We start from the raw sequence: 14,741 nt of genomic DNA, 5'->3' as shown, positions 1-14,741 counted from the left end.
TTTAGCGGGTTCTTTATGGTGTTTCTTCGGGCAGTATTCATAACAGTATTGGCAAGCTGGCTTCTCAGTGATGATCTCTATGCAGCGATCATAGAGTTGCGAGTTATGGAAACAACGGATATTCACGCCAATGTTATGGATTTTGATTATTACAAAGGAAAACAGTCTGAAGAGATAGGTTTGGTCAGGGTGGCAACGTTGATCCGTAATGCCAGAAAAGAGGTAGACAACAGTATTCTGGTGGATAACGGTGACCTGCTTCAGGGCTCTCCAATGGGGGACTATATGGCTGAGCGGGGGTTGCAAAAAGGTGATGTCCACCCGGTTTATAAAGCGATGAACCTGCTGAACTACGATGTTGGCAACATTGGTAATCACGAATTCAACTACGGGCTGGAGTACCTGAAACTGGCGGTGGCGGGTGCCAACTTTCCTTACGTCTGCGCTAATCTATTGTCTGCACAAAACAGGCAGCACCTCTTCAATGCCTATGTTATTCAGGACAAGGTATTTATAGATAACAACGGCAAAAAACAGCCTGTGCGGGTTGGTTTTATCGGGTTTGTTCCGCCACAGGTTGTGCAGTGGGACAAGAAACACCTTGGAGGGCAGGTGGTCACCGAAGATATTTTGCAGACCGCTAAAAAACTGGTACCGAAGATGAAAAAAGAGGGGGCGGATGTGATTATTGCAATCCCTCACTCAGGCATCAGTACCGACCCATACAACACCATGGCTGAAAACTCAGCTTACTACCTCTCGCAGGTAGAAGACATTGACGCCATTCTGTTGGGTCATTCTCATGAAGTGTTTCCGGGGCCTGCCTATAAGGGCATTAAAGGGGTCAATATTGATCAAGGTACCATTAATGGTGTCGCCGCTGTGATGCCGGGGCGCTGGGGAGACCATCTGGGAGTTGTTGACTTAACATTGGACAACAGCAGTGGCGAATGGAAGGTGGTTTCTGCTCACTCTCAGGCCCGCCCGGTCTATGATGGGCGTCGCAATAAAGCTCTGGTTGAAGCCGATCCGGATGTTATCAAAGCCGTGGAAGTTGAACATAAAGGCACTAAAGAATTTGCCAGTCAGCCTATTGGTAAAGCTGATGATGTGATGTACAGCTATCTGGCTCTCGTTCAGGATGACCCAACCATTCAGATTGTTAATGATGCCCAGATTGACTATGTAAAAGAGGTTATTGAGGGGGATCCGGACCTGAACAGACTTCCGGTCATCTCAGCTGCAGCGCCCTTCAAAGTGGGTGGACACAAAAATGATCCAAGTCGTTATACCGAAGTGGAAGCTGGTACTCTGACATTCAGTAATGCTGCAGATCTTTATCTCTATCCGAACACCCTGGTCGCTTTAAAAATTAATGGTAAAGAGCTGAAAGACTGGCTGGAAATGTCTGCCGGGCAGTTTAACCAGATTGATCCTGACAGTACCAGACGGCAACACCTGATTAACTGGGATGGTTTCAGAACCTACAATTTTGATGTCATCGATGGCGTTGAATATCAGATCGATGTCACTAAACCCGCTAAATATGATGGAGATGGCCGCTTGATTCATCCTCAGTCAGAGAGGATTGTAGATCTGACCTTTGAAGGGAGGCCGGTCAGAGACGATCAGGAATTTATCATTGCTACCAATAACTTCAGGGCTTCTGGTAGTGATAATTTTGCCGGAACAGGTGACGATCATATTGCTTTTGCCTCGCCCGATGAAAACAGGCAGGTGTTGTCTCATTACATCGCTAAAGCAACGGAAGAAACGGGCTCTGTAAAACCCACTGCAACCAATAACTGGAAGCTGGCACCGATCAAGACCGATACCGACCTGGAAATTGTGATTGAAACGTCTCCGAGCAGGAAAGCGGCTGATTTCATCAAAGAGTATGCGGTATACGAGATGAAGCAGATTGATAAGGATGACTCAGGTTTTGCAGTGTACACAATCGACTTAAAAGAAGATTAATGCTGTTACTGAGATTGTTATAGTCGCTAAAATAATCCGTCATTCATCCGTACAACTTGTTTATAGGAGCTCTCAGGTCTAAACTCTTTCTATACGGAATATATCCGTACAAATGGAGGGTAAAAAATGGCTACTGCACGCTTAGACCTAAGACTTGATGAGGAGATCAAGGCTAAAGCAGAGAAGGCTTCAGCCCTGCTGGGGCTGAGGAGTTTGACCGAATACGTTGTCAGGCTCATGGATGAAGACTCTACTCAGGTTATTTCTGAATATGAGAGCATTACAGTCGAAAACGATGTTTTTGATCGCTTTACAGAAGCCTGCGAAAAGGCAAAGGCTCCAAATAAAGCTTTGGTGGATGCCTTAGCATTTACCGAGGAGAAAGGTGTCAAGTGAGCTGGTCAAAGGAGTTTGTGGAACTCGATAAAGATATCCACGATAGAGCATCATTTGATTCTGGTGAGACTGAATTAAATTTGTTCATCCAAACTCAAGCTGCAAAACATATGCAGGCAGGTATCAGTCGTACAATGGTTCTGCCTGCATCAAACCCTTTGCCAAATCAAAAAATACCAATCTGTGCATTTTACAGCATTGCGCCAGGCTCTATCTGTCGAAATACTTTACCTGAAGCTTTAGCAAAGAAGTTGCCACGATATCCCGTCCCTGTGTTTTTGATCGCACAGCTTGCGGTTCATCGAGAATTTCATGGTGAGGGATTAGGAAAAATATGCCTGATAAATGCCCTAAAGTACCTGTGGGCAATAAACTCTCATATGCGCGCATACGCCATTATTGTTGACTGCTTAACGGATGCTGCAGAGACATTTTATGCAAAATATGGCTTTGATGTATTGTGTGAACATAATGGTAGAGTTCGCATGTTCCTACCCATGAAAACAGTAGCCCAGCTTTTTGGTTCGTAGCCTGCCACAAATGTAACAAATGGTTCCAGTTCGTTCCGGGGCTTCGCCCCTCTATCTGATCGTCTTCGGCAGCGGTTGAACCAGGCGTTATCCTGCAGTCATGAAATAGCGGTAATTTTATCGTAAACCCCTTAGAATCCAGCACTTTTGCAATAACCCTGAATGAGAGCGCGATGAGTTCATCACACCCTGTCTGGTTTGTGCCTGTTATTAATTCTGATGGAAAAATCGGTTTAACCCCTTGTCCGGGTACCCGGAATGAGTCACTTGTTGATTCGCTGACAACACTGCGAGAGTGGGGGGCAAGTGCGGTTTTAACACTGATGCCAACAGTAGACCTGAACGAAAGTGGCGTAGCTGACTTGCCTCTTGAGGTTAAAAAGGCCGGTATGCAGTGGTTCCACCTGCCAATTGTCGACGATGAAGGCCCACGTGAACCGTTTTTTTCTGCATGGGCAAAGTATGCAGACGACATTCATCAGTTACTGAACAACGGACAGTCTATAGCTATTCATTGTAAGGGCGGTTCGGGAAGAACAGGACTGATGGCCGGTCAGATTATGCTGGAGCGGGGTATGCCCCTGGACAATGTGATTGATCTGATCAAGGCTCAACGGCCCAATGCATTTACGATTTCTGAACAGCTTGAATATATTCAGGCTGTTGCAGAAAGCCAGAAGTAAAACCCAGCGTCACGTTAAAACTGAGAATTAAGGTCGCGATGCAGTGTGGCTGAACTTTCTTCGTTTATATCAAAGTCCGAAAGCTTTCAAAGGCTGTTGGACGTTACCAATATGACTCAGCATTATCGGAGCTTGAGACGTATGTTGTTCGGGGGTCTGCTGGCTGGTGTTGACTCAGTGCTTCAAAGTGGTCAGTTGCCCACCCCAGGATTTCACTTCTCTTATTTGATGAGTAAGCCACTTTTGTAATGAAGCTATATCTCCATCGAAATTTGATTCAAAGGTTGTGTCGTCAACCCCGGTGTCGGCTGTATTTGAGTTGCCAGAGCCGAATAACCAGGAGGAGAGCGTATTCCAACCACCGGTCAACGCATTGTAAAGGCGGTTTGTCATGTTGCCTCTGTGTCGATGGGTTTGCATTTCATCAGCACTTAAATGACGTATTCTGACCAGCAGCCCCTGACGCCTCGGTTCCGGAGCCCTTTCAAACACTCTTGGGTATTCGCTGTAAATCAGGTTGCCTTGCTGCTCGCCCTGACCGAAAGCAGCAACATAGGATGTCCACGTTCTGGTATCAAAATAAGGGGGTTGTCCAACCGGCAAGAATGCGGGAACTTCGATGGTGGCAGTATTCTGAGTAGAATGATTCTGAAGCATGTTGACAATACTTCCCATCACATCCTCCCTTATCAGGACGTTAAAAATATTCAGTCCCGGTACGCCAAAGTTATCCTGGGAAGACAAGGACACATTGTTCGTAACTCGCATGTGGTTAAGGAGTTCTGCGAAGTTGAAAGAGATGTGATTTCCAAACCTGTCACAAGTAACGACTTCAAACTCCACGCCGCCAAAGTTGTTGTAAAAATCCATGAACACAACATGTTGCCGTTCACGATCAGGGTAAAGCTCGGCAAGCGGGTAGGTTGAAGGGTTGTGATTTGTCTGTTCAGAAGAGGCCAGTCTTCGTCTCAGGTCATTGAATAAAATATTAACCAGGGCGCCCAGTGAGCTGTCATTAACATGGGCAACATTTAAACTTTGGGGGGTAGCTGACATGAGTATGTGGTCATGTTCCTCCGACCCGGGTCTGAATTCGGCTGCATCCTGTAAAAAAACGTTGTATGACAGTGCAGGAGGGGAAAGCAAAATCAGAATAATCAGTAAGCAGCCATATAACCAGCTATAAAAGACATTAGAGAAGTGTTCTGAACCCGATGTAAAACGGTCTGGCTTCGTATTATGTAATGATTTCATTATTGTACTGAGGGATGAGTTGAACTCTTAAATATCCTCCCTGAAAACTAGCTTATTGTAGAAAATCTGCAAACGCTCTCACAGCGAAAATCCCCTGTCCATGGTGAATCCCCGCCTTCGTGAGAACAACCCTGTCTCCCGCATCCCCGGAGTCGCCCTGTACGCAATGACAGCAACGACTCCGGGAGCAAGCTCTGGCATTATGTTCTTCAAAAAGGTGACTACTCCAGCAGGGCCATTCCTTGCATTTCCATATCTCCTTGCAAACGCAATGACCTTCCCTTGTTTTTGGCGACCAGGATGATCGTAATTATCGAAACAACTGCTACCACTGGTGCTGCGACAGCAACCGGAATGACCCAGTCAGCCAGGCCTTTGGGCGATGTGACAACGGCAGTCGTTTGCCCTGACAGATAACTTTGAGAATCCAGCGAAATTTCTAACATAAAGACGACAGAGCTGCGACCTGCGGATTTATCATGGTACAAAACTGCCAGATACGCTTTGTCACCAACCATAACCGGATGAATGAAGTTCATAGCAAGGTGGTCAAATTTCCTGCTGCCCTGATTAATTTTCTGTCCGTCCTCATAGGTGATTACAGAGAACTGCTCATCACTGTTGTAAATGAGGGTACGAATGGTGTTTTCACTGGCGGTTAATCTCACCATTGAAAATGAATCAGACGAACTTGCAGGTTCATCGATGGTATCCTCTATGATGAAACCGCCGTCCATCTGGCCTGTATCCGTTGCGAACCTGCGGATTGAATACTGTTCCCCCTCAGGGCTGACCGTCGCAACATAGACCCAGTCGCCATGAACCAGAATATCCTGCTGGCTTTTTTCAGGTTTATTGTTGGTGACAATGCTCTCGCCTTCATCACCAAATGAGGTGACTACTGCCGAACAAACACAGAATAGGGATTTCCCCCATCTCGTCCGACACCGGCAACATACAGCTTTTTGCCATCTGGTGACATCACGATACGCTGCCCCAGCTCTTCTTCGTATCTTGCACCCTTTGTAGAATAATAAATTTGATTATGAAGGAGATAGAGCCCGATAAGCGTATGGTTTCCCGCCTTTCCTGTTAGATACACCTTTCCGTTAAAATGCGTCATATCACTAACTTCATTCAGGTTGCTTGCAACGGAGGATTGTTGATCTGCTGATCCTGAGATACCGGCCACATTGGATTTTGTTATTGCCGTTATGCTGCCAGTATTGATCGTGTTGCGTACAACACTGTTATCCCGGGCTTTTCCCGTAATTCCCCCGGTGTCACTCACATCACCCGTAGTAGTGACCGTTCCGTTAAAGTTGACAATCTCTTCCACCCGGCTCCGCCACAGCTCACCAACCAGAGCGCCTGTCGGACTTGATGGACCGGAACTGGAGACTTGCGGTTGCCTGAGTATGATCTGTCGAACCTGGCTGTCCAGCAGCATTCCGAACAGTCCCGATGCTGTGTTATTAGAAGAGGTTGCTACGTTCAAACCGGAGATAATACGATAATTGCCGTCTAATGTGACAGTTAGTGGTGTAGAAGCATTCCCTACCGGCTTCCACGGGGCGTATCGGCTAAGGTCAATGTTGTCGGATAATTGGTAGGTACCATTAACCGGTTGATCCGCATTCAGGTATTGAACAAAATTGCTGTTATCAAGCTGAATGACTTCAGCCTGACTGTTCCAGTTGGGCGCACCAGCCAAAGCAGTTAGAAATGCCAGTTGTTTAAGTACACGACTCTGTCGCTGTTGGACATCTGCCTGATTTTTTTTCATTTCACACCATAAAAACAAATGATAATTATTTGCATCAATATTTTTAGTAATGGTTTGGCTTTTTTTCAAATATCAGTGCTTTCCAATATGAAGTGAGTCTGTCATCTCAACACAGTCGTCCATGATCAGGAGGTGAAAGTGATCATATGCACGCCTTTATCTCTGGATAAGCCTCTTTGACAGGTGTCACAATAAAACGATAAGTGTCGTCTTTATGGTTAGATTAAATGAGGGGTAGTCAATCACCATACGTGTGAAGGTGGTTTCGGAAGGACGGGACTGATGATAAGGCAGATTATGCTGGAGTGGGGTACGGCTCCTAAAGTCAAAAAAAGCCGCAATCAATTGCGGCTAAGTCTTCTGCGGTAACGTCAAAGTCCGAAAGCTATAAAGCTGCCGGGCTTTACACCCTGTTTATTCAGGAAGTAAAGCGCGATAGCCTTTTGCTCATTATTGTTACGGCTTCGTTTACCTGTCAGAATGCTGGTATATCAGGGCCTCAGGCGATTCTGCAAAGCCCTGCGGGGAGTCACTTCAAATGTTTATCCGCTTCGCGAAAAAACAGGGACATGTGATTCCAGCAAGTCGCATTTCTCTGACGCCTTTTTAAATGAACAATCTGCTCAAAGACGGGAGTCTGCTTCTTTAATTCCACCCAGGATTTAATTGAAGTATGTTTCATGCCCTTTCCTTATTAACAAAGACAAAAAGGAAAACTGCCTTGGCAATTTATGGGCGCAGTATATGAACTAAGTGTAGACCTGAATAATCAATAAATAATCAGGGAGATATAAATGATTCTTATCCCTGAAGTGACCAGTTAACAGAGATAGTGGAGAGAGTATATGCATATCACTTTGCGGCAGCTGGAGATTTTTAAGGCCGTTGCGCAGTGTGGAAGGGTAACGGCTGCAGCCGAGTTGCTGTTTATTTCCCAGCCTGCGGCCAGTATGGCGCTGTCTGAGCTTGAAAAACACCTGGGATCGCTGTTTGATCGACACCAGGGGGCATCCATGACTTTAAACGATGCTGGTCGTGCATTGCTGCCCATGGCCTGTGAGCTGGTTGACCGGGCAAAAGAGATAGAGCAGCAGTTTGTTGATGGCAGCTGCTATGAGCAGGGCGTTCTTAAAATCAGTGCCAGCTCTACGGTTGGAAACAATCTGATGCCCGGAATCCTTGGGGATTTTTCCAGAGAGTTTCCCAGAATCCGCACCGAACTGACGATTGATAACACGCGCAGTATCGTCAATAGCCTGGTGGCTATGGATATTGATATGGCAGTTGTTGAAGGCACTTGTCTGCATCCGGATATCGATGTTCACACCTGGCGGGAGGATGAGCTGGTTATTATTGCGCACCCGGACCACCCTCTGGCGAACAAAGAGGATATTGGGCTTAAAGACCTGAAAGACGAGAGCTGGATTCTGAGAGAGTCGGGTTCTGGTACGCGGGAACTGTTTGATGAAGTCATCGCTTCACAGCTGGTTACCCCCAGAATACTGATGAGCCTGAATCGCTCAGAAGCCATCAAACAGGCCGTTATGGACGGTTTGGGGATTGCGTGCATTTCCAGGCTGGCCGTCTGGCGTGCAGTAAATGGTGGCCTGCTGTCGATCATTAATGTCAGGGACCTTACCCTTAAAAGGTATTTCTATCTTCTGCTTAATCGGAATAAATACCGCAGCGGTGTTGTTCAAAAAACAACCGACTTTATTCTTTCTAAAAGAGAGAGCCAGCAGTAAATACTATCCACTCTCAAGACTGACTGACTTTTTGACAGGGTTAGCCGGACAGGGCCAGGTCAAAAAAAACAGGCCTGGCTTTAGTATGTAAAAAAATTTGAACATGCATTTAATGTGCATATATAAAGGGCTGTAGAGATGTCGTTTATTTTTCAGCCTGTTTTCTGATGATGAATAAGTAACCGTGTTGGGTGTTGTTTGTACTGTTTTCTAAGTAGATGATGCTCTACCTCGAAGAGTAATAGTTAATTACTGTTAATCTATCGGTTGAATGTAGGTACTTCTACACATTATACTGCTCGCCGCTAGGGGAGAGAAAAAACGCTAAAAATTCAGTGTGATGTAACAAAAAATAGACAAAAACGTTGCATCAGACTAATAACTGAACTCCCTTAAGGTGATTCGGGCTTTCGGAAAGAGAGTTTTTTCTGACCAGAAGCTGCAGTTGAAAACCCTGCAATAACCGGTGAACGAAAAATAATCAATGCCGGTGTCCGAATTGTGCAAACCAGAATGCGTAACCTTTTATTTACGCATAACAGTCCAGTGGGCAGTGAACTCTATGTCTGAAGTCAGGGCGTGGAAATACAGTAACGTAAGCCGCTATCCGCATTTGCGCCGCCCTGCGGTTCATCGGGTTGTGCTTGCCCAGTTGTTGACTACATTGTGCTTGTCCCTGTTTTTGTTACCGATGGGAATTATCCATGCTACTTCCGCTTTTCTGGGCGGGCTGGCGTGCTCTATTCCTAATGCTTATCTGGTCTGGAAGGCATTTCGTTACAGGGGTGCAAACGCTGCACAAAAAATTGCCAGGTCTTTTTACCAGGGAGAAGCAGGTAAGTTTGCATTAACCATGCTGGCTTTTGTCCTGATTTTTACTCTGGTGAAACCGGTTGAGCCGCTGTCGCTGTTTGGCGCATTCGTACTGGTTCAGGCGGTTAACTGGTTTACACCTTTGCTGGTCGGGCGTCGTCAGTAAAGAACGATTAGCTTTTGATGGTTAACGGGGAACTCCATGGCAGCAACTGCTTCTGAATATATTCAGCACCATTTGCAGAATCTGACCTTTGGCCAACTGCCAGCCGGATTCGAACGGGCTGACGGTTCTATTTTGGCTGAACCTGTCTGGACTATTGCCCATAGTGCCTATGAGGCGCAGGCAATGGGCTTCTGGGCATTTCATCTGGACAGTCTGTTCTGGTCGGTATTTCTGGGCGGGATTTTTGTTTTCCTGTTCAGAAAAATCGCGAAAAGTGCTACCTCTGGTACCCCCAGTGGCTTACAGAATGTGGTTGAAACCATCATTGAGTTTATTGACGGCAGTGTTAAAGACACCTTCCACGGAAAGAGCAACCTGATTGCGCCGCTGGCCCTGACTATTTTTGTCTGGGTGTTCTTTATGAACCTGATGGACCTGGTGCCTGTGGACTGGATTCCTGGACTTGCCACCCTGCTGGGCATTCCTTACATGAAGGTTGTACCTTCCACCGACCCGAATATTACGCTTGGACTGTCTCTTACCGTCTTTGCGATGATTATCTTCTACTCTGTCAAGATGAAAGGTGTTGGTGGCTTTATTGCTGAGCTGACACTTCATCCATTCAATAGCCCGAATAAGGCGGTTCAGGCGCTGCTGATTCCAATTAACTTCGTGCTGGAATTCGTCACCCTGATTGCAAAACCTGTTTCTCTGGCGTTGCGACTGTTCGGCAACATGTATGCCGGTGAGTTGATCTTCATCCTGATTGCAATGATTGGTTACTTCCAGTTGCCACTGCATTTCGGTTGGGCGGTGTTCCATATTCTGGTGGTCACGCTGCAGGCATTTATCTTCATGATGCTGACAGTGGTGTATCTGAGTATGGCCCATGAAGATCATTAGGAGTCTGGCTGACAGGCTTCTGCAAGCTGGAGCTTCACGGCTGTATGTGTTGCTTTGTTTATAAACCATAAAACGAATCTTTAACTCGAGAAGTAATACTAAACGACGAATGTCGGGAGGAAATATGGACTTGGTAGTAGGTCTGACCGCAGTTGCAGTTGCCCTGTTGATTGGCTTTGGCGCATTGGGAACCGCTATAGGCTTCGGTATTCTGGGGGGGAAATTCCTTGAGGGTGCAGCCCGTCAACCGGAAATGGTACCTATGCTGCAGGTGAAAATGTTCATCGTAGCTGGTCTGCTTGATGCCGTGACCATGATTGGTGTGGGTATCGCTCTGTTCTTCACCTTTGCTAATCCGTTTGTGGCTCTCGTTCAATAGGTGCTCAATAATCAGCAGCACCTTGTATCTGGCAGTTGCAGTAAGCTGATTCAAAGACCCGGCTAGAAGGTTTAAGCAGTACAGCCGGCTTACTGGGAGCCAAACAGTTTGAGCAGGAACCTTGATGGTGATGTTGTTTCAGGCTGATAAGAAAAAACAGTGCGGGTTGATTTGAAACATCTTTTGAAACAACTGGAGCACAGGAGTTTGCATGAATATAAATGCGACCATTATTGGTCAGTCAATTGCGTTTGCGGTGTTTGTCTGGTTCTGCATGAAGTATGTGTGGCCACCCATTATGCAGATTCTGAACACCCGGAAAAAAGAAATTGCTGATGGTCTGGCTGCCGCCGCCCGTGGCAACGAGGAGCTGGAAGTTGCACAACTGAAAGTCACTGAACAGCTTCAGGGTGCGCGTGAGCAGGCCCAGGAAATCATTGATCTTGCCAACAAGCGTGCAGGGCAGATTGTTGATGAAGCCAAAGAGCAGGCCAGAGAAGAAGCTGAAAGAGTGAAAGCAGCAGCCCAGGCTGATATCGAACAGGAACTCAACCGGGCTCGTGAAACATTACGCGCCCAGGTAGCGGTTCTTGCTGTCGCCGGAGCTGAACGGATTCTTGGTGAAAATCTGGATGAGTCCGCCAACAGCCGTCTGGTTGATGACCTGGTTGCGGAACTATAAAGAGGGTTATCCATGGAATTGACCACATGCGCCCGTCCCTACGCTAAAGCCGCATTCAAACTGGCCAAGGAGCTTGACCAGCTGGATGAGTGGTCTCAGATGCTGACACTCTGTGCCAGTGTGTCCAGGCGTGAGGCCGTTGACCGGATACTGAAAGATCCGTCGACAAACGGTGACATGAAGGCAGGGGCCTTTATCCAGTTGTGTGAAGGCAGCCTTACGGTTGAAGTCGAAAATTACATCAGAATTCTTACCAATAAAAAACGTATTTCTCTGCTGCCGCATATTGATGCGCTGTTCGAGCAGATGAAATCACAAGATCAGAGTTATCAGGATGTAGTCGTAACTTCAGCGTTCCCTCTGACGGAATCTCAGGAAGAGAAGATCGCTAAGAAAGTTGAGCAGCGTCTGGGGCGAAGTGTCCGGATGCACACACAAATAGACAGCGAACTGGTGGGTGGGGTGATTGTAAAAGCTGGCGATCTTGTGATCGATGGCAGTGTTCGTACCCGCTTGACCAAGTTGGCTGATGCAATGATTTCATAGTTATTTTTTAGCTATTTATCAGCTCAGGCTTTTCCAGCTCAAGGCTGTTTTCAATAGCTACAAATTTGGCAGGTAAGCTATGCAACTGAATCCTTCCGAGGTCAGTGACATCATCAAAAGCCGCATTGCGCAACTTGATGTGTCCAGTGAAGCACAAAACGAAGGTACCATTGTCAGCGTGACCGACGGTATCGTTCGAATCCATGGTCTGGCCGACGTTATGTACGGGGAGATGATCAAATTCTCCGGTGGCGTATACGGCATGGCTCTCAACCTGGAACAGGACTCCGTAGGTGCTGTTGTTTTAGGCGACTACGGTCATCTGGCTGAGGGTCAGAGTGTCCAGTGTACAGGTCGAATTCTCGAAGTTCCGGTGGGCAGAGAACTGCTGGGTCGTGTGGTGGATGCACTGGGTAATCCGGTTGATGGCAAAGGGCCTCTGGAAGCCTCTGCAAGCTCACCCATTGAAAAGGTCGCACCGGGGGTTATTGCCCGTCAGTCGGTGGATGAACCGGTACAGACCGGATACAAGTCCGTTGACTCAATGGTACCCATTGGGCGTGGTCAGCGTGAGCTGGTCATTGGTGACCGCCAGACTGGTAAAACCGCCTTGGCCGTTGATGCCATCATCAACCAGAAAGGCACAGGCATTAAGTGTGTCTATGTCGCCATCGGCCAGAAGCAATCCACCATTGCCAACGTTGTACGCAAGCTTGAAGAACACGGTGCGATGGAACACACCATTGTTGTGGCTGCCGGTGCTGCTGATCCGGCTGCGATGCAGTTCCTTGCGCCTTTTGGTGGTTGTTCCATGGGCGAGTACTTCCGTGATCGCGGTGAAGATGCCCTGATTGTTTATGATGATTTAACCAAGCAGGCTTGGGCATACCGGCAGATATCCCTGTTGCTGCGTCGTCCTCCCGGTCGTGAAGCTTATCCCGGTGACGTTTTTTATCTCCACTCCCGTCTGCTGGAACGTGCTGCCCGTGTTAATGCTGACTACGTAGAAAAAATTACCGATGGCGAAGTTAAAGGCCAGACCGGTTCATTAACGGCTCTGCCCATCATTGAAACTCAGGCGGGTGACGTATCGGCCTTTGTACCTACCAACGTTATTTCTATTACCGATGGTCAGATTTTCCTTGAAACCGATCTGTTCAACGCGGGTATTCGTCCGGCGATGAACGCTGGCGTATCGGTATCCCGGGTAGGTGGTGCGGCACAAACCAAGATTATCAAGAAACTGGGTGGCGGTATTCGTTTGGCACTGGCTCAGTATCGCGAACTTCAGGCATTTGCCCAGTTCGCTTCCGATCTTGATGAAGCGACACGTAAACAGCTTGAACACGGTCAGCGTGTGACTGAGCTGATGAAACAGAAGCAGTATGAACCGTTGTCAGTGGCGGAAATGGGGCTTGTTATTTATGCGGCAGAACATGGCTATCTGGAAGATGTTGCCCTGAACAAGATTGGTGATTTCGAAGCTGCTCTGCTCAGTTTTGCCAGGGCTGAATACAGTGAGTTGATCTCCAGAGTGAATGAAACCGGAGACTACAACGACGACATTCAGGCAGGTATCAAGGAAGCCATTGAAAAGTTCAAGGCCACCCAGACCTGGTAAACATCTGTGTATCAAAGCCAGCTTCTGGTAACGGTAGCTGGCTTGAGGACTGAAAATGGCAGGCGCAAAAGAGATTAGGACGCAGATATCGTCCATTAAAAGTACGCAGAAGATCACCAGCGCCATGGAAATGGTGGCAGCGAGCAAAATGCGTAAAGCACAGGACCGGCGTGAAACCAGCCGCCCCTATGCTGAACGTATCCGTCAGGTTGTCGGGCATGTTGCTCACGCTAATGCCGAGTACAAGCACACTTATATGTTTGAGCGGGAAGTGAAGCGGGTTGGTTTCATTATCGTTTCAACAGATCGTGGTTTGTGTGGTGGTCTTAACATCAACCTGTTCAAGAAAGCCGTTTCTGAAATGAGTGGCTGGAAAGACAAAGGCGTTGAGATTGACCTTTGCCTGATCGGCAGCAAGGCAGTGTCGTTCTTTCGCAGCTATGGCGGCAACGTTGTGGCAGCTATGACCCACATTGGCGACTCACCCAATATTGCCGACCTGATTGGTGGCGTAAAGGTGATGCTCGACAGTTATGAGGAAGGCAAGATTGATCGTTTGTTCGTGGTACACAGTGAATTCGTGAACACCATGACGCAAAAACCGACGTCCTTGCAATTGCTGCCTCTGGTGGCAGACGACGATGATTCACTGAAGAAGCCCTGGGACTACATCTACGAACCCGATGCTAAAGCTTTGCTGGATGGTTTGCTGGTGCGTTATATCGAATCCCAGGTCTTTCAGGCTGTGGTAGAAAATAATGCCTGTGAACAGGCGGCCCGAATGGTCGCTATGAAGAGTGCTACCGATAACGCCGGAAACCTGATTGACGATTTGCAACTGGTTTACAACAAGGCTCGTCAGGCAGCGATCACACAGGAATTGTCAGAAATCGTGAGCGGCGCCGCGGCCGTTTAAAGCGCTGCTGTCTGTAGCGCACGGCTGTAAAAAAGAAAAAGGTAGAGGGTAGGTTATGAGTAGCGGTCGTATCGTACAAATAATCGGCGCCGTCATCGACGTCGAATTTCCAAGGGAAAGTGTTCCCAAAGTGTATGATGCTTTGACAGTGGACGAAAAAAGTCTGGTTCTGGAAGTTCAGCAGCAGCTGGGCGACGGTATTGTGCGTTCCATTGCTATGGGTTCCACTGAAGGGGTCTCCCGTGGGCTGGCTGTCAATAACACTGGCGCTCCGATTCAGGTGCCAGTGGGTAAAGAAACCCTGGGACGCATTATGGACGTTCTGGGTGATCCTATCGATGAGA

The 14,741-nt window shown here is 47.5% G+C and carries 16 protein-coding genes (1 of these 16 running past the window's edge); 13 read left to right on the top strand and 3 right to left on the bottom strand.

The features are described 5' to 3' along the window. Positions 1 to 48: 48 nt before the first annotated feature. The 4 genes from V5J35_RS11850 (at position 49) to V5J35_RS11835 (ending at position 3,586) form a co-directional block, all read left to right on the top strand. A complete protein-coding gene (locus tag V5J35_RS11850) occupies positions 49 to 1,977 on the top strand; it encodes a bifunctional 2',3'-cyclic-nucleotide 2'-phosphodiesterase/3'-nucleotidase (RefSeq protein ID WP_354007330.1) in 1,929 nt (642 codons plus the stop codon). Positions 1,978 to 2,103: 126 nt separating this feature from the next. Next, positions 2,104 to 2,373, top strand: a complete 270-nt coding sequence (locus V5J35_RS11845) for a type II toxin-antitoxin system TacA family antitoxin (RefSeq protein WP_354007329.1) — start codon at positions 2,104 to 2,106, stop codon at positions 2,371 to 2,373. Beyond that, positions 2,370 to 2,903, top strand: coding sequence for a GNAT family N-acetyltransferase (locus V5J35_RS11840; protein ID WP_354007328.1), 534 nt, complete (start codon positions 2,370 to 2,372; stop codon positions 2,901 to 2,903). Before V5J35_RS11845 ends, V5J35_RS11840 begins: the two co-directional genes overlap by 4 nt. 173 nt (positions 2,904 to 3,076) lie before the next feature. Next, positions 3,077 to 3,586 carry a cyclin-dependent kinase inhibitor 3 family protein gene (locus tag V5J35_RS11835; RefSeq protein WP_354007327.1) on the top strand — a complete coding sequence of 170 codons (510 nt, stop codon included), beginning with the start codon at positions 3,077 to 3,079 and terminating at the stop codon, positions 3,584 to 3,586. 174 nt (positions 3,587 to 3,760) lie between these two features. On the opposite strand, the gene V5J35_RS11830 is transcribed toward V5J35_RS11835, so the two are convergent. The 3 genes from V5J35_RS11830 to V5J35_RS11820 all read right to left on the bottom strand — a co-directional run bounded on the left by V5J35_RS11830 (position 3,761) and on the right by V5J35_RS11820 (position 6,626). Then, positions 3,761 to 4,642, bottom strand: coding sequence for a hypothetical protein (locus V5J35_RS11830; RefSeq protein ID WP_354007326.1), 882 nt, complete (start codon positions 4,640 to 4,642; stop codon positions 3,761 to 3,763). Positions 4,643 to 5,061: 419 nt separating this feature from the next. Continuing rightward, positions 5,062 to 5,577 (bottom strand): hypothetical protein, encoded by a 516-nt coding sequence (locus tag V5J35_RS11825; protein WP_354007325.1) that lies wholly within the window; start codon positions 5,575 to 5,577, stop codon positions 5,062 to 5,064. A gap of 161 nt (positions 5,578 to 5,738) precedes the next feature. Beyond that, complete coding sequence (locus tag V5J35_RS11820) at positions 5,739 to 6,626, bottom strand: hypothetical protein (protein WP_354007324.1); 888 nt, start codon at positions 6,624 to 6,626, stop codon at positions 5,739 to 5,741. A gap of 845 nt (positions 6,627 to 7,471) precedes the next feature. Between V5J35_RS11820 and V5J35_RS11815 the strand changes: the two genes are divergently transcribed. From V5J35_RS11815 to atpD, 9 genes are all read left to right on the top strand, one after another. Continuing rightward, on the top strand, positions 7,472 to 8,371 hold the full coding sequence (locus V5J35_RS11815; RefSeq protein WP_354007323.1) for a LysR substrate-binding domain-containing protein: 900 nt from the start codon (positions 7,472 to 7,474) through the stop codon (positions 8,369 to 8,371). A gap of 562 nt (positions 8,372 to 8,933) precedes the next feature. Then, a complete protein-coding gene (locus V5J35_RS11810) occupies positions 8,934 to 9,350 on the top strand; it encodes a F0F1 ATP synthase subunit I (RefSeq protein WP_354007322.1) in 417 nt (138 codons plus the stop codon). Positions 9,351 to 9,386: 36 nt separating this feature from the next. Beyond that, positions 9,387 to 10,253: a F0F1 ATP synthase subunit A gene (gene atpB, locus V5J35_RS11805; RefSeq protein WP_354007321.1), complete on the top strand. Its 867-nt coding sequence runs from the start codon at positions 9,387 to 9,389 to the stop codon at positions 10,251 to 10,253. Positions 10,254 to 10,377: 124 nt separating this feature from the next. After that, positions 10,378 to 10,632, top strand: coding sequence for a F0F1 ATP synthase subunit C (atpE, locus tag V5J35_RS11800; protein WP_034878947.1), 255 nt, complete (start codon positions 10,378 to 10,380; stop codon positions 10,630 to 10,632). Positions 10,633 to 10,843: 211 nt separating this feature from the next. Continuing rightward, positions 10,844 to 11,314 (top strand): F0F1 ATP synthase subunit B, encoded by a 471-nt coding sequence (locus V5J35_RS11795; RefSeq protein WP_354007320.1) that lies wholly within the window; start codon positions 10,844 to 10,846, stop codon positions 11,312 to 11,314. Positions 11,315 to 11,326: 12 nt separating this feature from the next. Then, complete coding sequence (locus tag V5J35_RS11790) at positions 11,327 to 11,860, top strand: F0F1 ATP synthase subunit delta (protein WP_354007319.1); 534 nt, start codon at positions 11,327 to 11,329, stop codon at positions 11,858 to 11,860. Positions 11,861 to 11,939: 79 nt separating this feature from the next. Beyond that, positions 11,940 to 13,481 carry a F0F1 ATP synthase subunit alpha gene (gene atpA / locus V5J35_RS11785; RefSeq protein ID WP_354007318.1) on the top strand — a complete coding sequence of 514 codons (1,542 nt, stop codon included), beginning with the start codon at positions 11,940 to 11,942 and terminating at the stop codon, positions 13,479 to 13,481. A 55-nt stretch (positions 13,482 to 13,536) separates the two neighbouring features. Further along, a complete protein-coding gene (atpG, locus tag V5J35_RS11780) occupies positions 13,537 to 14,397 on the top strand; it encodes a F0F1 ATP synthase subunit gamma (RefSeq protein ID WP_354007317.1) in 861 nt (286 codons plus the stop codon). 55 nt (positions 14,398 to 14,452) lie between these two features. After that, positions 14,453 to 14,741 carry the beginning of a F0F1 ATP synthase subunit beta gene (gene atpD / locus V5J35_RS11775; protein WP_354007316.1) on the top strand. Its footprint extends 1,088 nt past the window's final position, so the window shows 289 of its 1,377 coding nt (coding positions 1-289); the start codon lies at positions 14,453 to 14,455; its stop codon lies off the right edge, out of view.

The organism is Endozoicomonas sp. NE40 (assembly GCF_040549045.1).
GTDB classification, from domain to species: Bacteria; Pseudomonadota; Gammaproteobacteria; order Pseudomonadales; family Endozoicomonadaceae; genus Endozoicomonas_A; species Endozoicomonas_A lisbonensis.
Note: the sequence above shows the minus strand (reverse complement) of the source record. Positions and strands in the feature narration are given on the sequence as shown.